The following is a 26,044-nucleotide window of genomic DNA, read 5'->3' as shown; positions in this document are numbered from 1 at the left end:
TGGCTGCGTTTTACCGACTAACGCCAAGGAGCCAGTTAATGCCGCCTAAAGGACATGAAAAGATCGTCCGGCGCAGTATTCCCGGGCTGCCCAGCCTACCGCGGCCGGTGTACGGACGCACCGAATCCTTGCCCAATCGCGCCTTGACCCGGCGCCACAGCCACCCGTGGGTGCAATTGTCCTACGCCATTGCCGGGGTGCTGGAGATCCAGACCAGCGGCGGGCGCTTTATCGCCCCGCCGCAGCGCGCGGTGTGGATTCCCGCCGGGGTGCCGCACCGGGTGTTCAGCTCGCCGCGCACCGAGATGCGCAGCCTGTACCTCGATTGCAGCGTTACCACCTGGGCGGCGCCAGACAGCTGCCAGGTGCTGGCGGTCAGCAGCCTGCTGCGGGAGTTGATCCGCGCCTTCAGTGAATTGCCGGTGGAGTATGTCGAGGACAGTGCCGACGGGCGCCTGGCCCAGGTGCTGCTGGACCAGTTGGCCGCCGCGCCGCAGCTGGACCTGATGCTGCCGCTGCCCCACGACGTGCGCCTGCGGGCGATCTACCGCAGCCTGCAGGCGCACCCGGAGCAGGCCACGACGCTGGGCCAGTGGAGCCAGAAGCTCGGGGTGACGGAGAAGACCCTCAGCCGCCTGTTTCTCAAGGACACCGGGCTGACCTTTCGCGCCTGGCGCCAACGCTTGCGCCTGCTCGGCGCCCTGACCCCGCTGGAGCAGGGCGAGCGGGTCACCGATGTGGCCCTGGCCTGCGGCTATGACTCGACCTCGGCGTTTATCGCCGCGTTTCGCCAACAGTTCGATGCCACGCCCGGCGAGTTCTTCCGCGACCTCTGAGCCCCCGCGATTCCTGTAGCCGCTGCTGAGCCCGCGAAGCTGCGCAAAGGTCCGCAGGACCTTGCTTGACGATCTCCCGTCGAACCTCTATCGATCTTAAGAACCCTACGTCCCTTCGGGCCGTTCGCAGCCTGCGGCAGCGGCTACAGGGTGCGACGATGCGGCAGGTGCGGCAGGTGCGGCAGGTGCGGCAGGTGCGGCAGGTGCGGCAGGTGCGACAGGCGCGGCAGGTCAGGCCTTTGATGGGCGCAGCAGTTCGATGCGCTCCGGCGGCACCAGGGTGCGCAGGGTCTTGTACAGGGCCCGGGTCTCCAGCAGGTTCCAGATCCGCAGCAGGGTTTCCAGGGCATCCAGGGGTTTGCTGATGAAGTCCCGGGCGCCCAGGGCCAGCGCCCGCAGGCGGGTGTCGCGGGTGGCGTCGGCGGTGAGTACCAGGATCGGCAGGTAGTCGTTGGCCGGGATCCGTCGGTTGAGCTGTTCCAGTACGGCAAAGCCATCGAACTCGGGCATGTGCAGGTCGAGGATCACCAGGTCCGGCTCGAAGCTGTTGAACAGCTCCAGGCTGCGCAGCGGCTGGGTGCTGCTGAGGACGTTGTGCAGCCCTTCGCGGGCCAGCAGCTGTTCCATCAGGTCGAGGTTGGGGCGCTGGTCATCGATGATGAGGATGCGCAGATCGGCAGTCATAGGAACTCCGGGAGACAGGCATCGAGGTGGGCGAAGAACACCGGGATGTGGATGGGCTTGGTCAGGATCGCCGTGGCCCCGGCGTCGAGCAGGGCGCGCCGGGTCGGTTCGCTGGCGTCGGCGGTGATCATCAGGATCGGGGTGTCGGCCGTGGCGCTGGAGGCCCGCAGGCGTTGCAGCACCTCCAGGCCGGGCAGGTCCGGCAGGCTGACGTCCAGCAGGATCATCTGCGGCGCGTGCTGGCGGGCCAGGTCCAGGCCCATCTGGCCTTGCATGCTCGACAGCAGTTGGATGCCCGGGCGCCGTTGCAGCAGGGTTTCGATCAGCGCCAGGCTTTGCAGGTTGTCTTCGATGCACAGCACCTTCCCCTGGTAGCGGCTTGCGGGCAGTGGCGCCGGCACGTTCAGCGCCGGGGCGTTGCAGGGCGCCACGGCGGCTGCAGCGGCCAGGCGCACGAAGGGCAGCTCCAGGGTGAAGCAACTGCCGCTGCCCGGGGTGCTCTGTACGCCCAGGCTGCCGTCCATCATTTCCAGCAGGCTCCTGCTCAGGGCCAGCCCCAGGCCGGTGCCTTCGACCCTGGGGTCGGCGTCCAGGCGTTCGAAGGGCTTGAACAGGCGCTCCAGGCGCTCGGCGGTGATGCCGGCCCCGGTGTCGAGCACGCTCAGGCGCAGGCGCGATGCCTCGATCGCCACGTCGATGCTGACCCGGCCACCCGCGCGGTTGTACTTGATGGCGTTGGACAGCAGGTTGAGCAGCACCTGGATCAGGCGCTGGCGGTCGGCGATCACGCCGCTGTCCGCCGCCAGTTCCGGCAGCGGCGCCAGGGTGATGCCGGCGTCCGCGGCCATGGGTGACACCAGGGTCAGGGCTTCGTGCAGCACCGCCGCCAGGGCCATGGGCTCGACGTTCAGCGGCAGGCGCCCGGCCTCGATACGGGCAATGTCCAGCACCTCGTTGATCAGCCCCAGCAGGTGCTGCCCGGCCCGCAGGATATGCCCGACCTGGGGCCGCTGGCCGGCATTGGAATCCATGTCCAGCAGTTGGGCGAAGCCGAGGATGGCGTTCAGCGGCGTGCGCAGTTCGTGGCTCATGCGCGAGAGGAATTCGCTCTTGGCGCGGCTGGCGCTTTCCGCTTCCTCGCGGGCGGTGCCCAGGGCGATTTCCGCGGCGCGGCGATCGGTGATGTCCCGGGTGATCTTGGAAAAACCGCGCAGGGCGCCGCTGGCGTCGTACTGCGCGGTGATCACCACGCTGGCCCAGAAGCGGCTGCCGTCCTTGCGACAGCGCCAGGCCTCTTCCATGTAGTGGCCGTGGGCGGTGGCCTCGCGCAGGGCCATGTCTGGGTGCTGGGGGCACTCTTCGGGCAGGTAGAACAGGGAGAAATGCCGGCCGATGATTTCCTGCTCGCTGTAGCCCTTGATCCGTTCCGCGCCGACGTTCCAGGTGGTAACCCGGCCTGCGGTGTCCAGGGCGAAGATCCCGTAGTCCTTGACCCCGTCGATGATCAGCCGCAGGCGTTCCTCGTTGTCGCGCAGGGCCCGTTCGCGCTCGGCCAGCAGTTGCCCGGCCTCCACCAGGCGCGTGCCCAACTGGCCGATTTCATCCTGTTCCGGCGCTTGCGGGCGCAGCGGCTGGCCCAGGGCCAGGCGCTGGGCATTGCCCTGTACCTGCTGCACCCGGGTGACGATGCCCCGGGACAGCAACAGCACCGCGACGATGGCGCCGAACAGCCCGCAGCCGGCGGCCAGCAAGGTGGCGAACAGCAGGCGCATGCGGGTTGCCGCGGCGGCTGCGCTACGTTCGGCCAGCAGCGCATCCTCGCGCACGCGCATGGCGCTGATCTGCTCGCGCAGCACGTCCAGTACCTGCTTGTTGTCGATCAGGATCGCGGTCACCGTGGCGGCGTCGTCGCGGCTGCCGTTGCGCAGGGCCACCAGGCCGTCGAGCTTGGTGCGGATCAGCGGGGTGATGGTTTGCAGGTAGTCGCGCATGCGCGGGTCCTGGACATTCTGGTCCAGGCGTTGCAGCGCGGCCTCGATCTGCGGCCGGGCCTGGAGGTAGGCGGGCAAAAAGTCCTCGCGCCGGGTCAGCAGGTAGCCACGCACGCTGGCGGCGGCCTCGGCCAGGAGGGTGTGCACCGCCTGGATATCGCCCTGCACCAGCAGCACCCGGCGCACGTCCTCCTCGGCGCGGGCGGTCTGGCGCTCGGTGCTGTAGATCAGCACCAGCGACAGCAGCAGGATCACCAGCGGCAGGGAGATCACCACCAGCGCCTTGCCCCGCAGCGGCAGGTCGGCCCAGCGCCGGGCGCTGAGCAGGTTCACGGCCACTGTCCGGCAGGTTGCGCCACCAGCCCCAGGGCCATGCCGCGCACCGCGGCCTGGGTGCGATCGGCGGCGCCGAGCTTGCCGATCACCCGTTCCACGTGGGCCTTGGCGGTGCCGGTGGTGATGCCCAGCTTTTCACCGATCTCGCGGTTGCTGAAGCCGCCGGCCACCAGCCCCAGCACCTGGCGCTCGCGGGCAGTCAGGGCCTTAGCCTGGGGCGCCTGGCCGTTGCCGCGCTCGCTCATGCGCCGCAGCAGGCGGGCGCTGACCGCACTGTTGAGCGCCTCTTCGCCGCGGGCCACGCGCTGCAGGGCGTCGAGCACCTCTTCGCGGCTGGCGTCCTTGAGCAGGTAGCCCACGGCGCCGGCGGCCATGGCGGCTTCCAGGTGATCGGGGCTGTCGTCCATGGTGAAGATCACCACCTTGACCTCGGGCTGGCGCTGTTGCAGCAGGCGCGCGGCCCCCAGGCCGTTGAGCAGGGGCATGCGGATATCGAGGATGGCCAGGTCCGGGCGCAGTTGCTCGCACAGGGCCAGGGCTTGCTCGCCATCCCTGGCTTGCCCCACCACCTCGAACTCCGGGTTGCCCGCCAGCAGGGCGATGAAGCCGGTGCGGGTGACTTCATGATCGTCCGCCAGGACCAGGCGTATCACCGCTGTCATAACGCGTGCTCCAAGGAGGGGACGGGGACGCGGGCGAGAATCCGCGTGCCGCTGCCGGGCTGGCTGTGGCAGGTGAAACGCCCGCCCAGCAAATGGGCGCGTTCCTGCATGGCCACCTGGCCCAACTGTTCGATGCCCTGGCCGGATGCCGACTGGAAACCTGCGCCGTCGTCGCTGATGCCGAGCACCGCCTGGCCTGCTTCCAGGGCCAGGTTCAGGCTGACGCTGTGGGCCCGGGCATGCTTGAGGATGTTGTTGATGGCTTCCTGGGCGATGCGGAACAGGGCGATTTCCAGTGCCGCCGGCAGGCGCTCCGGGTAGCGCTGCTGCCAGTGCACCGCCAGCCCGGCGTCGCGCAGGCGGTCGGCCTCGCGGTCGATGGCCCGCAACAGGCCGAAGTCGTCCAGCACATGGGGGCGCAGGCCGCCGATCAGTTGCCGGCCTTCACCGACGCAGCCCTGGGCCAGTTGCAGGATGGTCTGCAGTTCATCGTGCAGGGGCTCCGGCAGCGGCGGGCAGCGCCCGGCGAAACCCTGCAGGCGCTGGTGCAACCCGGCCAGGGTTTGCGCCAGGCCGTCGTGCAGGTCGTAGGCGACGCGCTTGCGCTCATCCTCCTGGGCGCTGAACAGGCGCTGCACCAGCTCCGACATGCTGCGCTCCCGGGCTTGCAGGTCCTGCAGCAGGCGCTGGTTTTCCAGGTGCGTGGCCAACAGCGTGGCCAGTAGTTGCAGGGATTCCAGGTCTTCGCTGTCCGGCGCGCGGATGGGCACACTGTTGGCCAGCAGCAGGGCGCCGAAGGGCTGGCCATCGGCGCGGTGCAGCAGTACGCGCAGCACCCCGGTTTGCGCAAGCGGGCGCTCTAGCCACTGGGCCTGCCCGGCCACGGCGCGCAGGGCTTGCAGGCATTCGCCTTGGCCCTGTTCGGCGCTGGCATGGGCCACGCCGTCGCAGCTCCATTCCAGCAACAGCCCCTGGTCCATGGCGACAAAGGCGCAGGCCCGCTGCACCACCCGCTGGCGCATCTGTTCGGGGGGCAGTTGCAGCAGCTCCTGGCCGGTGTCCACCAGCAGCCGCAGGCGCGCGGCGCGGCTTTGCGACTGCCGGTACTGGCTGCGCAGGGCCAGGGCGCTGGCGGGATCGAGGGGCGGGCTGGGCATCGGGAAACTCCAGGGTGGGGGCGGTGCAGTGGCTCGGGGCAGGGTATTAGACCCCCGTGCCCGGTATCGCGCCTATCTGCCGAATGGCATAGACCGCGGGCTCCAGTTGGCCGATGGCACGAGCGACGGCCCGGGGCACAGTGGGGCTCATTGAAACCCACTGGAGTCCGTGAATGAAACTGAAAAGCACCGCCCTGGCCCTGTTCTTCGTGCTGAGCGCGCCACTGGCTCAGGCCCTGGAAGCCACCCCTTACGTGTACCGCACCGTGGCCGAGCAGCCGCAGAACCTGCAGGACCGGGAAATCGCCGGCCTCTTCGACCGCTGGAACAGCGCCCTGCAGACCGGCAACCCGCAAGCCGTGGTCAGCCTCTATGCGGCCAATGCGGTGCTGCAACCCACGGTCTCCAACCAGGTACGCAGCACCCACGCGCAGATCCAGGACTACTTCGAGCACTTCATGGCCTCGCGGCCGGTGGGCCAGATCAACTACCGGGAGATTCGTCACCTGGGCCCGGATGCGGCCATGGACAGCGGCGTCTACACCTTCACCCTGACTGCCGCCGACGGCAAGAAACAGCAGGTCCAGGCCCGTTACACCTTCCTCTACGAGCGCCTGGGCGGGCAGTGGAAAATCCTCAACCACCACTCTTCGGCCATGCCGCAAGTGCAGCCGCAGTTGCAAGCCAGCCACTGATCCAGGCTCCTGTCGCCTTGCGCCGAGCCTTTGCTCGGCGTTGCTGTCACTGCTCGCGGTAGCGCCCCGGGGTCATGCCGAACCAGCGCAGGCAGGCCTTGTGAAAGCTGCTCTGGTCGCGAAAGCCCAACAGGGCGCCGATGTACTTGACGCTGCGCATGGAGTTGCGCAGAAAACTGTGGGCCAGCATCAGCCGCGCCTCGTCCTGCAGCGCCGAGAAGTGCACGTCTTCATGACCCAGGCTGCGTTGCAGGCTGCGGGTGCTGACCCCCACTGCCTGGGCGATATGCGGCAGGTCGCTGGGCGCGCCCTGGGCCAGGGATTCGGACAGGGCGCGGCGCACCCGCGCAGTCATCGAGCCGCTGAGCAGCACATTGAGGCGGTTGCGGGCGTATTCCATGTGCAGCACATCCAGCGCCGGGTCGGCGGTGGGCAGGGCGATGGCGCAGTCCTGGCTGCTGAAGGTCAGGCTGTTGTGGGGCGCGCAGAACTGCAGGTTGTCGCCCATCAGCCGGCGCAGCATGCGCGTGTCCGCAGGCTCGGGGTAGGTGAAGGCCGCCACCAGCGGCCGCGGCTTGTGCTGGGGCAGCAGCCAGTGCAGCAGGCCCAGGGTCTGGGCGGCGCCGGCGTCGATCACCGCCCGGGGGATCAGCGAAGGCTCGGCGGTGACGTCGAAACCGATCAGTTGCAACGCGTCGGGCTTGCGTTCCAGGCACATGCAGAAGCCGTTGCTGGTCAGCGCCTGGTAATCCACCAGGCGCTGCAGCGCTGCCCCCAGGGTCGCGCAAGACATCACCGCATAGCCCAGGGCCTCCAGGTTGGCCGGGTGGGCCTTGCTGTAGGCCAGCAGCCCGAGGTCCGGGTTGCCGGTGCGGCGGGTGGCTTCGCGCATTACTTGATAGACCAGTTCCAGCCTCACGCCCTTGGGATTTTCCTCAACGTCCTGGATGCTGCTGCCGAAGGTTCTGAGCAGGGCGTCGACATTCGCGCCGCCTTCTCTCATGACATCGGCAAGCACCCGAAAGCTGGCGCTGGTCATTCTGTGCATAGGTCTTCCTGGACTAGTGGCTAAATGATATCGATGAGGCCTTTTGCATGATTGCAATAAACAAAAGGCCACAGACGAATAAGCACCGGCCCAGGTTTCCGAGGACAAGCGAAAGGTATCCGGGAACACTTCCGGGTGGCCCGGGCAGGGTCGATCATGGTTGGGCAGGGACCCTTGGGCGAGTGCGGCGGCGAGCTCGTCGTGCCACGTTCGAGGGTGCGTCGTTGGCTTGCCTATGGATCTGTCATGCAAAGCATCAAAGACTTTTATCGTGAATTGGCCGAGGGCCATTTGATGCTGGCATTCCAGCCGGTGGTGTGGCTGCCCGACAGCAGCCGGGTGCTCTACCACGAAGGGTTGCTGCGCCATGTCGATGCCCAGGGCGGGGATGTCTACCCCCTGGCGCTGCTGGAAAAACACCAGGTGATGCGCGAGCTGGACCGCAGCGTGGTGCTCTGTGTGATCGACAGCCTGCAACGGGACGAACGCCTGCGCCTGGGGTGCAATATCTCGGCCCAGAGCGCGATCATCGATCCATTCTGGTACCCCATTGTCCAGCAGTTGCGGGACTTTCCCGGCGTGGCCGCGCGGTTGGTCATCGAGATCACCGAAAGCGCCACGCCACCGAGCATCGAGGCGGCCAGCGAGTTTGTCCTGTGCCTGCGCGAACTGGGCTGCCGGGTGGCCATCGACGATTTCGGCGCGGGCCTGGGCACCCTGGAGTTCATCCGCCAGACCCGGCCGGACATCGTCAAGATCGACAAGGGCTACATCCAGCGCGCCCGCAGCGAACTCAACAGCGCCCAGACCCTCAGCCACCTGGTGCAACTGTGCAAGACCCTGGCGCCCTGCGTGATCATCGAAGGGGTGGAGACTGCCACCGACCAGGGCCTGGCCACGGCCTGTGGTGGCGAGTGGGGGCAGGGGTACTTGTTCGGCCGCCCCCAGGTGGATCGCCTGGGGCGACGTTGCCGCCTGGCGCAGCGGGTGCCCCAGCTGTGCACGCCGGATCAGGCGTAGCCCGGTTGCGCCAAGCCACGGTGCACGCCCGCCTGAAGGGGTTCAATCAGCCTGCGGGGTGATGGGTGGGGTGTGGGCCGTGGGGTCTTGCACCTCGGCACTGATGGGCAATGCCTGCAGGTCTTGCTCGGGAATCTCCTTCATATCCACGTGCATGTTGCGCTTGGGCCGCTCCGGCTGGAGCGCGTCGTAGGGCAGCAGCACGGTGTCGAGCGCCGCGTCCAGGGGCAGGCTGGCGATCATCAGGATCGGGCACACCACCATCACCCAGCAGCCGCCGGTGATCATGCGTGCGTAGCCCATGTCGTAGCCGGTGAGCACTTGGGCGTTGGTCTTGACGCTGCGGTAGTAGCGGTCGTCGCGAAAGTCCAGGGCATTGCCGCGAGTCATGTAGGTTCCGCAGCCGGACAGCAGTAGGGTGTTGAGCAGCAACAGGTAATTGATGATTCGGATGATCGGGCTTCCATTCAGGGCAGTGGCAGGGGGGCGAGGCTCAGGGCTTCATCGCGTCGTAGGGCAGCAGCACGGTGTCGACGGCGGCGTCCAGGGGCAGGCTGGCGATCATCAGGATCGGACACACCACCGTGACCCAGCAGGCGCCAGTGACCATGCGTGCCTGGCCCATGTCGTAGCCGGTGAGTATCTGCGCGTTCATCGTCGTGCCGCGGTAATAGCGATCGTCGCGCCAATCATGGCCGCTACGAACCACGTAGGTGCCGCAACCGCTCAGCAGCAGAGTGTTGAGCAACAGGCAAAGGATGCTTCGGATGATCAGGCTTCCACGCAGGGTCGAGACAGGGGCGGGCGAGAATCAGTGATTCATCGCGTCATAGGGCAGCAGCGCGGTGTCGGCCACGGCGTCCACCGGCAGGCTGACGATGGCCACCACCGGGCAGACGATGCTCATCCAGCAGAACAGCGTGACGTAGCCGTCGTAGCCGCTGGCGCCGCGCATGGTCAGCAGTTCGATATTGGCCTGGGTGCCTTTGTAGTAGTCGTAGCTGGTATGGGAATTGGGGGTGCGGGCGATCAGGGTGCCGCAGCCCACCAGGGACAGCAGGGACATAACGAACAGAGCATTGAGGGCTTTGATGGCGCCATTCCTTAGCAAGCGGATTTTTCCGCGCGCATGGTCGCAGAAGCCCGCTGCAGACGCTAGATTGGGCGCTGAATAAATACAGGGCGCAGTGCCGGGAGGGTTCGATGGAGGGAGAGCGCAGCGTCGCACGGCTATTCGCCGAGGAACCGCTGTCCTGGGGGCTGCGGGGTGACCCCTATTTGTGGCGAGCCATGGCCACGCATCTGGCTCACACGCCCTGGCCGGCCACGGCGCAGCAGTTGGAAGCCCTGATCGTCCAGGCCTTCGAGCAACTGACCGGCAGGGCCTGGAGCTCGGCAGGGCATTTCTTCGTCGAGGCCTTTGCCCATGGCGGCATGTCCAGCGGCGGGATTTCCATGGGCTTCTGGCACGAGCGCGGCCTGCCCCTGTTGTGCGCCCGTTGGGCGCAAGCCTGATCAGATATCGCTGGGTATCAGCATAAGCAGGTCGGTATCGCCGATATCCACCCCAGCCTGGCTCAGCAGGGTGCTGGCCTGGCCGCGGTGGTGGGTCTGGTGGTTGAAGAAATGCACCAGCAGGCTATAGAAATCGCGCTCGGCGACCACGCCCCGGGTGTTGGCGTAATGCAGGCTGCTGTCCAGGTCGGCGTCGCTCAGGGACTGGCTGAAATCGAGGATCAACTGGTCCAGCCACTGACGCTGCTGCCAGAGCCCGCCCAGGTTTGGGAACAGCAGGGTCTTGAGGTCCTGTGGCAGGGCCACCTGCTGCAGCGGCGCCAGGGCCGCAAACCGCGCCGGGTGCTGGGCAAAGCGCTTGAGCCAGATGGTGTCGCCGGCCAGCAAATGATTGAGGGTGCCGAGGATCGAGCCGAAAAAGGCCTGCCGGTCCAGAGCCAGTTGCGCATCGGACAGGCCCATGGCGGCGCTGTACAGCTTGCTGTTCATCCACTGGTTGTAGCGAGCCATCAGGCACAGGTGCTCGGTGCGGTTCATTGCGGTTCCTTTCGGGGGGGGCGAGCGGGCGCGCAGCAGCTTCGCAAGCCCCGGTGCCGCAATGCAAGAGGCATCGCAAAAGCCTTGTGCGCAGGCCGTTTGCAGGGCTGTGCAGCCATTAAAAAAACCGCCCCTTTGGCCCCGATAACATCGTTTCTCGGGGCTTGGGCTTTTCTCTATATTGGCCACCAGATCCAGCGCGGCAACACGCCGCGCACCCTTTATGGTGAGCCGTTGCAATGAATAAAAAACCTGAACGCACAGGGCTGGAAAACCCCGGAACCGCTACCCGGGTGGTCTGGGGCGGAGAGCAAGTCCGTCACCCCTACAACGCCACGCAAACCCCGATTGTCGCCAGCGCCGCCTACGGCTACGACGACATCGACCAGTGGTACGACGTGGCCCTGGGCAAGGCCCCGGGCTTCATCTACAGCCGCATGAGCAACCCCACGGTGGAAACCCTGGAAGCCAAGCTGCAGGATCTGGAAAACGCCGAATCGGCGGTGGCCTTCAGCAGCGGCATGGCAGCCATCAGCGGCGTGCTCTACAGCTTCCTGCGCCACGGCCAGCGGGTGGTGTCCACCAAGGACAGCTACGGTGGTACCAACAAGATCTTCGAGGAATTCCTGCCGCGCATGGGCGTGGCCGTGACCCTCTGCGAAACCTTCGACCAGCAGCAGATCGAGGCCGAGATCGCCAAGGGCTGCGACCTGCTGTACCTGGAGACGCCGACCAACCCGACCCTGAAGATCGTCGATATCCAGCGTCTGGTCGCCGCGGCGAAACAGGTCGGCGCCCTGGTGGTGGCGGACAACACCTTCGCTACGCCGCTGAATCAGAACCCCCTGGCGCTGGGCGTGGACGTGGTGATCCATAGCGCCACCAAGTTCCTCAGTGGCCACGGCGATGTGCTGGGTGGCGTGGCCTGCGGCAGCGAGGCGCTGATGAGCCAGGTGCGCCATTACCGGGAAATCAACGGTGCCAGCCTCGATCCGTTCTCGGCCTACCTGATCATCCGCGGGATCAAGACCCTGGCGCTGCGCATGCGCCAGCAACAGCACAGCGCCGCGCAGCTGGCGCAGTTCCTGCTCAACGAGCCGCTGGTGGAAGCGGTGAATTACCCTGGGTTACCCAGCCACCCGAACCACGCCGTGGCCTGTGCGCAGATGCGCGGTTTCGGCGCCATCGTCAGCTTTGTCCTGGTGGGCGGCATGGACAGCGTCAAGCAGCTGTTGCCACGCCTGCGCTATGCCCACTGCGCCGGCAACCTGGGGGCGGTGGAAACCATCTACGGCCCGGCGCGCACTACCAGCCATGTGGAGAACACCCTGGAAGAGCGCCAGGCCCTGGGCATCTCCGAAGGCCTGGTGCGGATTTCGGTGGGCATCGAAGACACCGATGACCTGCTGGCCGACCTGCAGCAGGCCTTCGCCTGGCTGCGCCAATCCCTCAAGCAGAATGCGGCGCCTGGCGCCATCCCTTCCCTGAATGCCCGGGCCGAGGTCGCCCACTGAAAAGAGCGCGCAACACCCCCACAGCAAGGCAGCCAGTGGGGGCTTCATGAAGAGGAATAACAATAAAAACCTGGTGGCATCCGATTTGTTTTCTGCCCATTTCCACAGTCGCAGAAATTGAGACTTGCCCTGACAACTTTCATGAGAACCATCATGTCCCTACAAGAACAACAGACCGACTTGCGCGGCGGCTTCAAGCAAGAAATGCAGACCCGGCACATTGTCATGCTCGCCCTGGGCGGGGTGATCGGCACCGGGCTGTTCCTCACGTCCGGCTACACGGTGAACCAGGCCGGCCCGCTGGGCGCGGTGATCGCCTACATCATCGGCGCGCTGATGGTGTACCTGGTGATGATGTGCCTCGGCGAGCTGGCGGTGCAGATGCCCGAGACCGGCTCCTTCAGCACCTACGCCACGCGCTTTCTCGGCCCCGGCACCGGCTACACCGTGGCCTGGCTGTACTGGCTGACCTGGACCGTGGCCATCGGCTCGGAATTCACCGCCGCCGGCATCCTCATGGCCCGCTGGTTCCCCGAGATCCCGGTGTGGATCTGGAGCGCGCTGTTCGCCATGGTGGTATTCCTGTCCAACGTGGTGTCGGTACGGCTGTTTGCGGAAACCGAGTTCTGGCTGTCGCTGGTCAAGGTGATCACCGTGCTGGCATTCCTGGCGGTGGGCGGCGGGGCGATTCTCGGTCTTCTGCACATCGACCAGGCCCACAGCATCGGCCTGAGCAACTTCACCCGTGAGGGGCTATTCCCCACCGGCTTCATGCCGATCGCCATGACCCTACTGGCGGTGGCCTTCGCTTTCTCCGGCACCGAACTGATCGGCATCGCCGCTGGCGAAACCCGTGACCCGCAACGCAATGTGCCACGGGCGATCCGCACCACGGTGCTGCGCCTGGCGATTTTCTTCGTCGGCACCATCTTCGTCCTCGCCACCCTGTTGCCCCGGGAGCAGGCCGGCCTGGTGGAAAGCCCGTTCGTCACGGTGTTCACCTACATCGGCATTCCGTACTCGGCCGACATCATGAACTTCGTGATCATCAGCGCGTTGCTGTCCGCCGCCAACTCCGGGCTGTACGCCGCCTCGCGGATGCTCTGGACCCTGAGCGACCAGGGGCATCTGCCCAAGCAGTTCTCGGCCCTGACCCGCATGGGCACGCCGCTCAACGCGATCATCGTGAGCATGGCCGGTGGCGCCGCCTCGCTGCTCAGCAGCGTGTTCGCCCCGGACACCATCTACCTGGCCCTGGTGTCGATTTCCGGGCTGGCGGTGGTGGTGGTGTGGATGAGCATCGCCGCCAGCCAGATCGCCTTTCGCCGGCACTTCGTGGCCAACGGCGGTGACGTGCGCGACTTGAAATTCCGTGTTCGTGGCTACCCCTGGGTGCCGCTGGGGGCGCTGTTGTGCTGCGCCCTGGCCTGTGTCGGCATCGGTTTCGACCCCGAGCAGCGCGTGGCCCTGTACTTCGGCCTGCCCTTCATCGCCTGGTGCTACCTGGTGTATTACATTACCCGCAGTAGCCGCCAGCGGCGCCTGTCCCTGGCAGCCCTGGCTCGGCCCTCCGATGCCCTGCAGGGTTGACGGGTGCGCCCGGCGCCCAGGGTGTCCATGAGAGCCAGGCCATGAAGCAGAAAAGCTTGCCCCCGCTGAACTGGCTGCGCGCCTTCGAAGTGTCCGCCCGTTGCCTTAACTTCACCCACGCCGCCGAGGAGCTGTTCCTCACTCAGGGCGCGGTGAGCCAGCAGATCCGCCAACTGGAAAGCCACCTCGGGGTGGCGCTGTTCAAGCGCCTGCCCCGGGGCCTGGACCTGACCGAGGAGGGGCGTTCCTACCTGCCGGTGGTGCAGGACGCGATCACCCGGTTGGCGGTGGGCACCAACGAAATTTTCGGCCAGCACAAGCGCCGGCCGATCAAGGTGCGCGGCAGCCTGGCGTTTTTCGTCCACTGGCTGGCGCCCAAGCTGGCGGATTTTCAGCACAGGCACCCGCTGGTGGATATCCGCTACATCAGCAATATCTGGGTCAAGGAACTGGACGGCGAAGACGACCTGGAAATTCGTTGGGGCCACGGCCACTGGCCGGGGCTGGTGGCCCAGCGCCTGACCTGGGACACGCTGTTCCCGGTGTGCGCCCCGGCCTTGCTGGACAAGGCGCCGCTAGAGGTGCCGGCGGACCTGGCCCGGCACCCGCTGCTGCATGTGCTGGGCTACGAAGAGGGCTGGGGCTACTGGCTGCAGCGGGCCGGCGCCGAGCAGGTGGATTCGTCCCGGGGGATGCAGTTCGACACCCTGATTTCCACCTTGCGCATGGCCGAACTGGGCCTGGGCGTGGCCCTGGCCCGTTCCTCCATGGTCGACCAGATGCTCGCCGACGGGCGTTTACTGGAGCCTTTCAGTCAGCGCATCGAAGCCAGCGAATCCTTTTACCTGGTGCGTGGCGCCGGGGCCGATCCACACCCCGATGCGCTGGAATTTTCCACCTGGCTGGTGGAACAGGCCCATCGCCATAAATGACTGGCCGGAGCCAAACATGCGTTATGTGAGTACCCGCAGTACCGCCGAGCAGGTGGATTTCGAAAGCGTGGTGTTATCCGGCGTAGCCGCCGATGGCGGGCTGTACGTGCCGGCCGAGCTGCCACGCTTCAGCCCCCAGGAGATCGCCAATTGGTCGACCCTGGATTACCCCGAACTGGCCTTCCGGGTGCTCAGCCCCTTTGTCGGCGACAGCCTGCCCGAGGCCGACTTCAAGGCGTTACTGCACAGGGCCTACAGCGGTTTTGGCCATCGTGCGGTGGCGCCCCTGCGGCAGATCGATCGCAACGAATGGCTGCTGGAGCTGTTCCATGGGCCGACCGGTTCGGCCAAGGATTTTGCCGCGCGGCTGCAGGCCCAGCTGGTGAACTATTTTCTCCAGCGCCGGCAACGTCGCGGGGTGCTGGTGGGCGCCAGCAACGGCGACACTGCCCTGGCGGCGATTGACGCCTTCAAGGACTGCCCGCAGACCCAGGTGCTGGTGTTCTATCCGCAGCACGGCGTGCCCGAGCAGCAAGGGCAGCAGTTGCAGGCGGCACACAACCCCGGGCTGTGGCGCTTTGCCGTGCAGGGCAGCTTCGACGACTGCCAGACCCTGGTGGCCCGCCTGCTGCGCCAATGGCCCCTGGCCGAGCGCGAGGTAATCGGCTTCAACTCCAGCAATTGGGTCGGGGTCATGGCCCAACTGGTGCTGTATTTCCATGCCGTGCTGCAACTGGGGGGCGGCCAGCGGCCCATCGGCTTCAGCGTGCCGGCAGCGAGCTTCGCCGAGGTCTATGCCGGCTATATCGTGCAGAAGATGGGCCTGCCCATCACCCAGATGATTGTCGCCACCAACCGCAACGACGCCCTGCACCAGCTGTTCCTGAAGAACCGCTATTGCCGCGCCGAGGCCAGCCAGAGCCTGTCGCCGGCCATGGACCTGTCACTGTTCGCCAACCTGGAGCGCTTTGTCTGGGAGCTCTATGGCCAGGACCCGCAGGCGGTGGCGGGCCTGATGCAGCGCTTTGAAGGCAGTGGCGAGATGACCCTGGGCAACGAGTTCTGGCTGCAGGCGCGGATGATCATCGACTCCTACTCGGTGAGCGATGAAGAGACCGGCAAGGAGATCAGCAGCCTCTATCGGGACACCGGCTACATCATCGACCCCCATGCCGCCATCGGTGTCCTGGCGGCGCGCCTGTACCGCCGCAGCCTGGTGGCGCCCATGGTCACCCTGGGGGAGATCGCGCCGGCCAAGTCGGCTCGGTTGCTGGGCTCGCTGGGTATTCCCGGGCTGGCACCACAGCCAGTCGCGGCGCCTTCCACGGCGCAGTGGCAGGCACTGGCGGCGGATGATTTTGCCGCCGTACTGCACTGCCTGAAGGCACTGTGATGGGCACCGCGAAGGAGGCCTCATGAAGCGGATCCTGGATCCACTGGACGAACGCATCATCGCCGAGCTGACCCGCAATGCCCGGGCGGCTCATGCCGAGCTGGCGGCCAAGGTCAACCTGTCGCGCAACGCGGTGCGCCAGCGCATCGAACGCCTGGAGCGCGACGGAGCGATCCAGGGCTACACCATTCGCGTGGGCGAAGGGCGCGGGGCGGACACCCGGATCAATGCGCTGATCTTCGTCTACCGCTACGACCGCATGCGTGGTGCCGAGGTGTTGCAGGCGCTGCGCGCGATGCCGGAGATCGTCCAGTGCGAAGTGCTCAGTGGCGAGTTCGACGTGCTGGTGCGGGTCAGCGCCGCCAGCGTCGAGCGGGTGCACCGGGTGTGGAATGACATCGCCGCCTTGCCCGGGGTGGAAAACACCGTGACGTCCTTTGTCTTGTCGTCGGTAAGCTAGGACGCGCCCGGCTGCTTGAAAAAAGCCAACCAGTGTTGGCTTTTTTTGCTTTTTCGGTGCCGCAGACTGTGCCCGTTCATGCCTCATGAACAGGTGTTGGGCGGTACGCCTTGAAATGGCTTCGGTGGAAATCTGCGCGGGTAGCCGATGGCTCGAAGAAACGCCTCTGGCGGATCAACAGTCCGCTACCAAGAAACCTTTCCTGAAAATTCAGAAGTGTCTGATGTGTCGGTTATTGGGGTTAATCCAGTATCGGCACCCACTGCAAGGCCCGTATTCCGGGGGTATACGCCGTTTGCTGGGGTGCTCGGCGCTTGTTTGACGCCAGGATAGTGGCACATTAATATCGCCGCCCTGTCTTGACCCTTGCTGCCCTTTCGAAGGACCGAATATGCCTATCTCCGCCCTCGGGATGAGGTTGTGCTGTGCCTTGTCTTGCCTGCTGCTGGCCGGCCCCGTGCACACGGCGATTGCCGCTCCCTTGCCCGCACCGACCTTCAACCCCGGCGACCAGGACCTGATCCTCTAATTCCGCTTTTTGCCTGAGATATTCGACATGGACGTTCGTCAGTTTGCCTTTCTGGCCCGCCAGCCTTCGGCTGCCCTGCAATCCCGTGAGTCCTTTTTGGGCCTGCCGAAACGCGGACTGGCGTTCATCCTGGCCAACGTGATGTTCTGGCAGCCGCTGGTGGTGATGGCCGACGGCATTGTGGTCAATGGCAGCGGCACCAGCCTCGGGCAAGCGGCTAATGGCGTGCCCATCGTCAACATTGCCACGCCCAATGGCGGCGGGCTGTCCCATAACAAGTTCAGCGACTACAACGTCGGCCAGCAGGGGGTGATCCTCAACAACGCCACGCAAAAGCTGCAGAGCACCCAGTTGGGTGGCTACATTATCGGTAACCCCAACCTGGGTGGCCGCGCGGCCAATGTGATCCTCAACGAAGTCAACGGCGGCAGCCCCAGCCAGCTCAAGGGCTACACCGAAGTGGCCGGGCAATCGGCCCATGTCATCGTTGCCAACCCCTACGGCGTGAGCTGCAACGGCTGCGGCTTCATCAACACCCCGAAAGCCACCCTGACCACCGGCAAGCCGGTGATCGAGAACGGCCAGATCCAGCGTTATCAGGTGGACCAGGGCAGCGTGGCCATTGAAGGCGCGGGCCTCAACGCCGGCAATATCGACCAGTTCGAAATCATCCCCCGCAGCGCGAAAATCAACGCCGAGATCCAGGCCAAGCACCTGGCGGTGATCGCCGGGGCCAACGATGTCGATGCCAAGACCCTCAATGCCACAGCCCGGGCTGCCAACCCGGTGGATGCGCCGCAACTGGCCATCGACTCATCAGCCCTGGGCGGCATGTACGCCGGGGCCATCAAGTTGGTAGGTACTGAAGCCGGTGTAGGAGTGAAGCTGGCAGGGGATATGGCCACCAGCGGTGGTGACTTGCAAATCGATGCCAACGGCAAGCTGACCCTGGCTCGTGCTCAAGCCCAGGGCGACGTGCAACTCAAGGCGCAAGCGGTGCAATTGACCGAGTCGGTGTATGCGGACCGGAACGCCAAAGTGGTTGCCGCTGAAAAACTGACAGTGGACAAAAAACTGACCGCGGGCGGCAACCTGCACCTCGAAGGCCAGCAGGTGGTCAGTCGCGGTCAGCTCAATGCGGGGCTTCAGCGGCAAGAGGGTATCGAGACCATCAACCCCACCAGCCATCTGCAGCTTCAGGGTGGCAGTCTGACCAACACGGGCAGTATCAACGCCCGGGGCAGTCTCACGACTGATCTTGAGCGCCTGGATAACCAGGGCGCGGAACTGGTGGCAGCGGGCGAGCTGAGCCTCAAGGCCGGTCGTGTCGATAACCGTGGCGGTCAGTTGATTGGCCAGCAAGCCCTGAAGGTTGAGGGTGAGAGTCTGGATAATCGTGGCGGGACCCTGGCCGCCGAGCAGTCACTCAAGGTGGCGTTCGACAGCCTGGACAACCGCGATCAGGGCCTGATCCTCAGCAAAAGCGCAGACTTGACCCTGAATGCCGGCAGCCTGGATAACCGCCAGGGCACCCTGCAAGCCAACCAGGGCGAGCTCAAGGCCAGGGTCAAGCAGGTCCTCGACAACGGCGGCGGCAAGATCCTCACGGGTGCCGGCAAACTGAGCCTGGAAGCCGATGAACTGCGCAACCAGCAAGGACGACTGAACGCCCAGACTGGCAAGCTTGAAGTCAAGAGCACGACCTTCGACAACTCTCAGGGGCAGGCCCGCGGGGCGGCAGTCGAGATCAGCAGCAGCTCCCGTCTGATCAATGATCAGGGGCATGTACTGTCCACCGCAGGCGATTTGCAACTCAAGGGCGGCGAGGTCCGCAACAACGAGGGCGAGATTGCCAGCCAGAAGCACCTGCAACTCTCCATCGACAGTCTGCAGAACCAGAAGGGCAGCCTCAGCGCCGAAAGCATCGGGCTGGCACTTTCCGGCAAGCTGGACAACGACGCAGGGCTGATCGAGTCCCGGGAAAGCCTCGCGGTGGAAGCCGGTTCGGTGAGCAATGCCAAGGGCCGTTTGCGGGCCTTGGGCGAGCAGGGCGAGAGCCGCTTCAGCATCGGTGGTCGTTTCGATAACGACCAGGGCCTGGTGGAGATCGGCAACCAGCGCTTGCTGCTGAGCAGCGGTGGCTTGAGTAACCAGCAAGGGGTGGTGCGCCACTTGGGGCAACAAGGCTTCGCGTTGTCCCTGGCGCACACCGGCAATGCCGGCGGCAGTTTCATCACCAACAGTCGGCTGGATCTGGACCTGGCGGACTGGAGCAATACCAGTCAGATCCAGGCACAAAAGATCGGCTTGAAGGTCGGGACCTTCACCCAGACCCGCACTGGCAAGCTGATTTCAGTGGAGGGCGTCGAAGCCAGTGGTAACCACTGGATCAACGACGGCGGCCTGGAAACCGACGGCGACCTGAAGCTGATGCTCAGTGGCTCCTACCAAGGCAACGGCATTCTCAAGAGCCAGGGTCGCATGACCTTTGCCGCCGCCCGCGCCGATCTTGGCCAGAAGGCCGAGGTGCGCAGTGGCGGTGTGGCCGATTTCACCTTGGGCAGTCACCTGCAGAACCTCGGCACGCTCACGGCTGCCGGAGACCTGCAACTCAAGGTCGACAGCCTGACCAACCTGGGCACTCTGGGGGCGGGGAATGCCCTGCATATTGAAACCCCGACCCTGGTCAACCAGGGCGGGCTGATCTTCAGCGGCGCCGATATGCAGCTGGAAACCAGCAGCCTGACCAACGATAAGGGCGACATCTATAGCCTCGGCCGTCTGGACGTCAACGCACCTGGGCAGCAGCCTGCCAGCCTGATCGAAAACATTTCCGGCACCCTCGAAAGCGCTCATGGCATGCAGTTGCTGGCCAACCGTCTTATCAACCGCAAGGAAAAGTTCGCCTTTCTTCCGGCCCTGACCTCCGGGCGTATCAACCTGGGCTTCACCGACAACTGCAAGGGCAAGCACTGCGAGGCTTACTACTCGGTGACCGAGGTCTATGGCACGAAGATCACCGAAGACTCATCGCGCGGCAACCTGATTTCCGGTGCCAAGCTGACCTTCAAGGGCGACAGCTTCGAGAACCAGTTCAGTACCGTTTCCGCCGCCGGCGATATCAGCTTGCAAAGCAACAGCCTGAAGAACATCGGTGCCGGTGGGGGCGAGATCCGCAATTACGCTTACTCGATCTACACCAAGGACGAAGGCGCCTACTACACCTTCGTCAACAACATTGGGCGCTACAACGCCTACAACGACCCCAACTCTGCCAGTTACAACCCTACGGCGATGCCGCTGGGAGCGATTGCGCTCGGCAGCCTGAGCGGCTTCAGCAAGGTCGAGACCACCGGCAGTGGCGAAATCGCCGCGGCAGTCATCCAGGGCGCCGGCAAGGTGGACATCACCGGCACCCAACTGCTGGAAAACAGCGTGATTCGTCCGGGTGAAGCCGTGGCCGCCAGTGCCAGCCGGGTCGGTATGACAGCTGTGGATAGCAGCACCCAGGCCCTGCCGCAGTTGAACCTGCAAGCCGCTCCGGACCTGCAGCAACAAGCGGTCAACCCTCTGGCCTTGCCCAGTTTCAGCTTGCCGCAAGGCGACAGCGACTTGTTCAAGGTCAGCCGCAACCCGCAACACAAATACCTGATCGAAACCAACCCGGCGTTCGCCAACCTCAAGCAGTTCATCAGTTCTGACTACCTGCTCAACCGAATTGGCTTCAACAGCGACCAGGCCCAGCGCCGCCTGGGCGACGGGCTCTATGAGCAACGGCTGATCCGCGAAGCGGTGATTGCCCGCACCGGCCAGCGTTTTATTGCCGGGCTGGACAGCGACGAAGCGATGTTCCGCTACCTGATGGACAACGCGATCGCCAGCAAGACCGCCCTTAATCTGTCACCCGGTATAGCCCTGACCTCAGCCCAGGTCGCGGCCCTGACCCACGACATCGTCTGGATGCAGGAACAGGAGGTCAACGGCGAGAAGGTCCTGGTACCGGTGCTGTACATGGCCCAGGCCAACAACCGCCTGGCGCCCAACGGAGCACTGATTCAGGGGCGCGACGTGAACCTGATCTCCGGCGGCGCCCTGGCCAACCAGGGCACCCTTCGCGCCAGTGCACAACTGCAAGCCAGCGCCCAGAACATCGACAACAGCGGCCTGATGGACGCTAACGAACGCCTATCGCTGCTGGCCACCCAAAGCATCCGCAATGCCCGGGGCGGGATTCTCAAAGGCCAGGACGTCAGCCTGGTAGCGACCCAGGGCGACGTCATCAACGAACGCTCGAAAGTCAGCCAGGACACCCGTTATGGCGGCGGGGCCCAGCACAACGACTACCTCAACAACGCGGCTCGGGTCGAGGCGGACAACAGCCTGAATATCGACGCCGGACGGGATATCCGTAACAGCGGCAGCGTGCTCCAGGCCTGGGGGGATGCGCGTCTCAAGGCGGGGCGTGATCTGGCGCTGGTGGCCACCGAGCAAGTGAACAGCAGCAGCGGACGCCACAAGAAGACCAACTGGAGCCAGAGCCAGACCACCCAGTACGGCAGTGAAGTGCAGGTCGGTGGCAATCTTTCCGCCACGGCCGGCCAGGATCTGCAGATGGTGGCCAGCAAGGTCGCTGCCCAGGGCAACCTGGCATTGGCAGCGGCGCGTGACGTATCCATCGAAGCTGCGGCCAATGAGAGCCACCGCGCGTCGAAGAGCAAGAAGGTCACCAGCAGTAACGATCAGGTACGTCAGCAGGCGTCTTCGGTGACCGCTGGCGGCGATCTGTCGATCAAGGCGGGTCAGGACCTGACCTTGGTGGCCAGCCAGGTGAAGGGCGAGCAAAACGTCGCGTTGGATGCCACTCGCGACCTTAGCCTGCTGTCCGCCAAGGACGAGAGCGCCTCTTTCTACTCGAAGAAGAGCAAAGGCTCCTTCGGGCGTAGCAGCAGCAAGCAGCAGGAGAGCTACCACAGCACCAACATCGCCTCTGTGGTCGAGGCCGGGAAAGACCTGACCCTCAACACCAGCAAGAAAGCCGATGGCGGCATGAGCATCAACGGTGGCCGCGATGTCACGCTGATCGGTAGCCAGCTTAAGGCCGGCGCAGACCTGATGGTCGGTGCCACCGGTGATGTGGCGATCCTCTCCGGTGTCGAGGAGCACGGCTCCTACAGCAAGAAGACCAAGTCCGGTTTCCTTGGCCTGTCGAAAAGCGGCAAGAGCCAGTTGCAAACCACCGCGACCCAGGTCGGCAGCGAGCTGAGTGCCGGCAACGATGTGGTGGTGGCAGCAGGCAACGATATCCGCCTGCGAGCCAGTGAAGCCACGGCCGGCAACGATGTGGAACTGCGCGCCGGGTTGGTCAAGGACAGCGGTGACATCAATCTGGTTTCGGCCAATGACACGGCCTACAGCCGCAGCGAGCAGTACAAGAAAAAGGTCGGGCTTTCCTCCTCCGGGGCCAGCGTCTCCTTTGCTTCGGCCAAGGAGTCCGGGCGCCAGGCGCAAAGCAGCACCAGCGTGGGCAGCCAGGTGCTGGCCGAGCGCGATGCGAGCCTGAAGGCCGAGCGTGACATCAATGTGGTGGGCAGCGGCATCAGCGCCGGGCGCAATGTCAGCCTCGACGCCGGACGCGATGTGAATGTGCTGGCGGCACAGAACAGCTCGGCGGAGCAGGACTGGAAGAAGAGCAAGCAAGTCGGCGTGGGCGTCAGCAGCGACGACAACGGTGTCAGCCTCTTCGCCGGTGCCGAGCGCAACAAGGAAAAGAATCGCGTCGAAACCCAGACCGCCGCCGCCAGCCAGATCAGCGCTGGTGCAGACCTGTCGGTCAACGCCAAGCGCGACATCAATCAGGTGGGTTCCGATCTTCGGGCCGATCACGACATCAACCTGGTGGCCGGTCGCGATATCAAGATCGACGCCGCCCGGGAAGTGCGGGTGACCGAGCAGCAGCGTGAAAGCGAGCGCAATGGCCTGGGTGTCACCATTAACCACAACTATGGCAAGACCAAGGAGGCGGTCAATGGTGCCGGCGACGGTGAAAACAACACCAGCAAAGCCTCCAGCACCCTCAAGGCCGTCGACTCGGTCAGCCAGTTCCTCGCCGGGCCGACCGCCGATGTCAAGCTTGGCAACAGCAAGCAAAGCAGCCGCCAGGAGATCATCGAGCAGGGCAACCGCTCTTCAACCCTGCAGGCCGGTAACGACCTGAACCTCACGGCCAACAACGACGTGACCGTCAAGGGCAGCCAGTTGGGTGCTGGACGCGACATCAACATCAAAGGGCGCGACGTCACCCTGGATGTGGCCAAAGGCAGCATCAGCGAGGAAACCCGCAACACCGAGATGTGGGGCGGCATCCACGGCGGCACCAGCGGCGGCTTCAAGATCGGCGTCGGCGGCAGCTTCGGCACCGCCAGCACCGAGAGCAGCCAAGGTTCCTCCACTCCCACCCAACTGGATGCCGGGCGCGACATCAACCTCAAGGCCAACAACGACCTGAACCTGATCGGCACCCAGGCCCAGGCCGGACGCAACATCGACCTGGATGCCGGCAACGACCTGAACATCCGCGCCGCGCAGAACGACCACAGCAGCGAGAACAACCGCAACAGTGGTGGTGGGGAAGTCGGCTTCACCTTCGGCTCGGAAGGCGTGGGCGTCTACGCCAGCGTCAGCATGGGCAAAGGCAATCTGGAGCGTGAAGGCGAGCGCCAGCAAGAGGCTTATCTCTATGCCGGGGACCGGCTGGGCTTCACCAGTGGCAAGGACACCAACATTTCTGGTGCCAACCTGCGTGGCGATGAGGTCATCGGGCGTGTCGGGGGGGACCTGAACGTCGCTTCGGTCGCCGATACCGGCAAGGTCAAGGGCAAGGAATTCGACATCAGCGTCACCGCCACCTTTGGTCCTGCTCCGGGGCTCAGTGGCTCGGTGGGTTACGGCCAGACCACTGGCAAGACCGACTGGGTTGAAGAGCAAACCCGCATCACTGGCAAGAACAAGGTCGATATCCGCACCGAAAACCACACCCAGATCGACGGCGCGCTGATCGCCGCCGACAACGGCAACCTCAAGCTGGACACCGGCACCCTGGGCTTCAGCGATATTGCCGGCAAGGACAAGGAGCACGGTTATTACCTGAACGTGGGCGGCACCTACAGCTCCGGTAGTGGCACCACACAAGACAGCAGCCAGGTGGGTAAAGGCAAGGAGGGTGAAACAGGCTGGAGCGTCAGCGGCTGGGACTACCAGAAGGACCGCGAGCAGATCGTGCGCGCCACCGTCGGGGCGGGCGAGATCGTGGTGCGCAAGGATGCCGAGACCGGAGCCGATTCAACGGCCGGGCTGAACCGGGATGTGAATAAGGCGTATGAGATCACCAAGGATGAAGAGTCGCGTACAGATCTGTATGCGAGCAGTTCTTCCCTTGGGGCGGTGGCGAGCCCGAAGAAGGCGTATGAGCAGTGGAAGAAGAGTGTTGAGTTGTATGGGGAAAAAAGCCGGGAGACGATGGTAAAGCTGACCCTTCTCTTGGCCAGCATGGGCGTTCTAATCGCGTCGCCAGACAATCTTCAGGGTACATCCGAAGACATTAATAGAGTCCTGGTAGAAACCGAAAACTATCTAAAAGCCTTCAGTAAGGATGAGAACAGACGTGCGGAGGCTATTGAGTTTCGCCTGAGGGAGCAGTTGGGAGACTTAAATTCCGATGGGGAAAAGCTTCTCGTCGCTCGAATGCAGGAAATTGCCCGTCAGAGCCCTGAGAAGTCAGTTGAACTGACAGCAATGATTTCCACTCTGAGAGGTTCTCCTACAACGGCGCAGAATTATGTACAAGGGGTAGCCTATGTTGGAGTAATGGCAGCACTTGCTGCGGCTCTGGTCTATCCTACTTTGACACCTGAAAGTCAAGAGCGGATGCGTAACTCTGCTAATTCGATGATTAAAGCTGTAAGCCAAGATTTCGCTTTAACAAAGGAGCAAATGCAGAACCAACTCAAGGTTACGATGGCAGCCTGGGAAATGGTCACCCTCATGCCGTTCCCAGTTCATCTACTTGATGACGAAAACCGAAAGCTGGTTAATCCGATTGTTATTACATCAGGATGGAACCCCGCCAGCGGGGGCTACGCTGAGGGTGGCGGAGTTATTACAACGCCGCATACCGGCGGTACTCAGCTGGATGGAGTGCAGAAGGAGGGTGCCTATGTGACTCCGGAGCACAAGCTGAATCCGGGGGTGATGTATAGTGAGGATGGCTCAGTAAAAGGAACTGGGGTATTACTAAAGCCATTAGTCTCAAAAGGTTCCGATGTAACGCCTGAAATTATTAAACAAGCATTGCAAGGCGATTCTGCTATTAGTACGCAAAAGGCTGTGTCACTTCCCATGATTCAGCGATATGTTGATAGACTTTTGAAGGGCGATATAGCACCAGCAATTGATATGGATGAAGATGTGATTGTCGAAGGGAATCATCGATATATAGCGGCAAAGATATTGGGTAGAGAGCCTAGCGTAAAGCCTGGAGCGTTATCTCCAAATAAAGTTGAATTAAAAAGGCCGGTTGGTGAATTGAAAATCGATCCGGTAGATTGGGGTGATTAATGATCGTTTTAAAATTTGAGACCGGAGAAAGTTTAGAGTTTGCGTTCGATAGCTTTGCTGGTTCAGATTTGAGGGGGGTAAATTTACATCGTGCAATATTTGAAAGTCTAGACCTCGTTGGTACAGACTTTACTGGTGCGAATTTGAGAAATGCTGTTTTTGATTTCTGTACGTTGAGTGGAGCTAAAATGGGTAAGACGGCATTGATGAACGCTACATTTAGCTGCTCAGTAATGAGAGGTGTTGACCTTTCAGACTCAATTGCTGCGTATGCTGATTTTTCTAGAAGTGATCTTTCAATGTCTAATTTGAAAAATGCAGATGTGGGAGGTGCTGACTTTAGAGGTGCTGACTTGTGCGGCGCTAATGTTGACGTCAAGCGAATAGAGGAAGCTGATTTGTTTGGTGCTAAATATGATGAAAAAACTCTATGGCCAGAAGGGTTTTATCCTGAGCTCCACGGTGCAGTTAAGGTTAAGACTTAGTGTTGGGTTTTTAGTTAAGTGTTTGCGGCGATAGCCCTATTTTATCG

General features: G+C 63.7%; 21 protein-coding genes. 12 read left to right on the top strand and 9 right to left on the bottom strand.

The window, feature by feature from the left end:
• Window positions 1-38: 38 nt before the first annotated feature.
• Entirely contained in the window at window positions 39-836 is a 798-nt protein-coding gene (locus ABCR88_RS21290; protein ID WP_015636234.1) for a helix-turn-helix transcriptional regulator, read from the top strand.
• Between the two features lie 231 nt (window positions 837-1,067).
• On the opposite strand, the gene ABCR88_RS21285 is transcribed toward ABCR88_RS21290, so the two are convergent.
• From ABCR88_RS21285 to ABCR88_RS21270, 4 genes are read right to left on the bottom strand one after another with little or no spacing between them, the layout of a single operon-like run.
• On the bottom strand, window positions 1,068-1,520 hold the full coding sequence (locus ABCR88_RS21285; protein WP_041118995.1) for a response regulator: 453 nt from the start codon (window positions 1,518-1,520) through the stop codon (window positions 1,068-1,070).
• Window positions 1,517-3,844, bottom strand: coding sequence for an ATP-binding protein (locus ABCR88_RS21280; RefSeq protein WP_350403482.1), 2,328 nt, complete (start codon window positions 3,842-3,844; stop codon window positions 1,517-1,519). The genes ABCR88_RS21285 and ABCR88_RS21280 overlap by 4 nt, the downstream gene beginning before the upstream one ends.
• Complete coding sequence (locus ABCR88_RS21275; RefSeq protein WP_350403481.1) at window positions 3,841-4,509, bottom strand: response regulator transcription factor; 669 nt, start codon at window positions 4,507-4,509, stop codon at window positions 3,841-3,843. The genes ABCR88_RS21280 and ABCR88_RS21275 overlap by 4 nt, the downstream gene beginning before the upstream one ends.
• Complete coding sequence (locus tag ABCR88_RS21270) at window positions 4,506-5,666, bottom strand: sensor histidine kinase (RefSeq protein WP_350403479.1); 1,161 nt, start codon at window positions 5,664-5,666, stop codon at window positions 4,506-4,508. The genes ABCR88_RS21275 and ABCR88_RS21270 overlap by 4 nt, the downstream gene beginning before the upstream one ends.
• Before the next feature lie 173 nt (window positions 5,667-5,839).
• On the opposite strand from ABCR88_RS21270, the gene ABCR88_RS21265 reads away from it, so the two are divergent.
• The gene (locus ABCR88_RS21265; RefSeq protein WP_053152622.1) at window positions 5,840-6,361 is read left to right on the top strand and encodes an SgcJ/EcaC family oxidoreductase; all 522 of its coding nucleotides are present in this window, start codon (window positions 5,840-5,842) and stop codon (window positions 6,359-6,361) included.
• Window positions 6,362-6,407: 46 nt separating this feature from the next.
• On the opposite strand, the gene ABCR88_RS21260 is transcribed toward ABCR88_RS21265, so the two are convergent.
• Complete coding sequence (locus ABCR88_RS21260) at window positions 6,408-7,409, bottom strand: AraC family transcriptional regulator (RefSeq protein ID WP_011062109.1); 1,002 nt, start codon at window positions 7,407-7,409, stop codon at window positions 6,408-6,410.
• A gap of 246 nt (window positions 7,410-7,655) precedes the next feature.
• Between ABCR88_RS21260 and ABCR88_RS21255 the strand changes: the two genes are divergently transcribed.
• Complete coding sequence (locus tag ABCR88_RS21255; protein ID WP_053159384.1) at window positions 7,656-8,429, top strand: EAL domain-containing protein; 774 nt, start codon at window positions 7,656-7,658, stop codon at window positions 8,427-8,429.
• Window positions 8,430-8,471: 42 nt separating this feature from the next.
• On the opposite strand, the gene ABCR88_RS21250 is transcribed toward ABCR88_RS21255, so the two are convergent.
• The 3 genes from ABCR88_RS21250 to ABCR88_RS21240 all read right to left on the bottom strand — a co-directional run bounded on the left by ABCR88_RS21250 (window position 8,472) and on the right by ABCR88_RS21240 (window position 9,540).
• Window positions 8,472-8,819, bottom strand: a complete 348-nt coding sequence (locus ABCR88_RS21250) for a YceK/YidQ family lipoprotein (RefSeq protein ID WP_080512212.1) — start codon at window positions 8,817-8,819, stop codon at window positions 8,472-8,474.
• Between the two features lie 103 nt (window positions 8,820-8,922).
• A complete protein-coding gene (locus tag ABCR88_RS21245) occupies window positions 8,923-9,177 on the bottom strand; it encodes a YceK/YidQ family lipoprotein (protein ID WP_227454126.1) in 255 nt (84 codons plus the stop codon).
• A 63-nt stretch (window positions 9,178-9,240) separates the two neighbouring features.
• Window positions 9,241-9,540 (bottom strand): YceK/YidQ family lipoprotein, encoded by a 300-nt coding sequence (locus tag ABCR88_RS21240; RefSeq protein WP_077934467.1) that lies wholly within the window; start codon window positions 9,538-9,540, stop codon window positions 9,241-9,243.
• A gap of 92 nt (window positions 9,541-9,632) precedes the next feature.
• On the opposite strand from ABCR88_RS21240, the gene ABCR88_RS21235 reads away from it, so the two are divergent.
• Window positions 9,633-9,944: a hypothetical protein gene (locus ABCR88_RS21235; RefSeq protein WP_041118987.1), complete on the top strand. Its 312-nt coding sequence runs from the start codon at window positions 9,633-9,635 to the stop codon at window positions 9,942-9,944.
• On the opposite strand, the gene ABCR88_RS21230 is transcribed toward ABCR88_RS21235, so the two are convergent.
• Window positions 9,945-10,481 (bottom strand): DinB family protein, encoded by a 537-nt coding sequence (locus ABCR88_RS21230; protein ID WP_232643412.1) that lies wholly within the window; start codon window positions 10,479-10,481, stop codon window positions 9,945-9,947. It lies immediately after the preceding gene.
• Window positions 10,482-10,720: 239 nt separating this feature from the next.
• Between ABCR88_RS21230 and ABCR88_RS21225 the strand changes: the two genes are divergently transcribed.
• The 8 genes from ABCR88_RS21225 (at window position 10,721) to ABCR88_RS21190 (ending at window position 25,997) form a co-directional block, all read left to right on the top strand.
• Entirely contained in the window at window positions 10,721-11,995 is a 1,275-nt protein-coding gene (locus ABCR88_RS21225; protein WP_350022936.1) for a cystathionine gamma-synthase family protein, read from the top strand.
• A 153-nt stretch (window positions 11,996-12,148) separates the two neighbouring features.
• Window positions 12,149-13,585 carry an amino acid permease gene (locus ABCR88_RS21220; protein WP_350403475.1) on the top strand — a complete coding sequence of 479 codons (1,437 nt, stop codon included), beginning with the start codon at window positions 12,149-12,151 and terminating at the stop codon, window positions 13,583-13,585.
• A gap of 41 nt (window positions 13,586-13,626) precedes the next feature.
• Window positions 13,627-14,517, top strand: coding sequence for a LysR substrate-binding domain-containing protein (locus ABCR88_RS21215; RefSeq protein WP_011062101.1), 891 nt, complete (start codon window positions 13,627-13,629; stop codon window positions 14,515-14,517).
• Between the two features lie 16 nt (window positions 14,518-14,533).
• A complete protein-coding gene (gene thrC, locus ABCR88_RS21210) occupies window positions 14,534-15,910 on the top strand; it encodes a threonine synthase (RefSeq protein WP_350403472.1) in 1,377 nt (458 codons plus the stop codon).
• Window positions 15,911-15,932: 22 nt separating this feature from the next.
• Window positions 15,933-16,370 carry an Lrp/AsnC family transcriptional regulator gene (locus tag ABCR88_RS21205; RefSeq protein ID WP_210483667.1) on the top strand — a complete coding sequence of 146 codons (438 nt, stop codon included), beginning with the start codon at window positions 15,933-15,935 and terminating at the stop codon, window positions 16,368-16,370.
• Between the two features lie 391 nt (window positions 16,371-16,761).
• Window positions 16,762-16,899 (top strand): hypothetical protein, encoded by a 138-nt coding sequence (locus ABCR88_RS21200; protein WP_350403470.1) that lies wholly within the window; start codon window positions 16,762-16,764, stop codon window positions 16,897-16,899.
• Window positions 16,900-16,926: 27 nt separating this feature from the next.
• Window positions 16,927-25,512 carry a hemagglutinin repeat-containing protein gene (locus ABCR88_RS21195; RefSeq protein ID WP_350403468.1) on the top strand — a complete coding sequence of 2,862 codons (8,586 nt, stop codon included), beginning with the start codon at window positions 16,927-16,929 and terminating at the stop codon, window positions 25,510-25,512.
• The gene (locus ABCR88_RS21190) at window positions 25,512-25,997 is read left to right on the top strand and encodes a pentapeptide repeat-containing protein (protein WP_350403466.1); all 486 of its coding nucleotides are present in this window, start codon (window positions 25,512-25,514) and stop codon (window positions 25,995-25,997) included. The genes ABCR88_RS21195 and ABCR88_RS21190 overlap by 1 nt, the downstream gene beginning before the upstream one ends.
• Window positions 25,998-26,044: the final 47 nt, after the last annotated feature.

This window comes from Pseudomonas sp. W17, from assembly GCF_040268305.1.
Taxonomy (GTDB): Bacteria; Pseudomonadota; Gammaproteobacteria; order Pseudomonadales; family Pseudomonadaceae; genus Aquipseudomonas; species Aquipseudomonas protegens.
The sequence above is the reverse complement of the archived record's forward strand: the minus strand, read 5'-3'. Positions and strand labels throughout refer to the sequence as shown.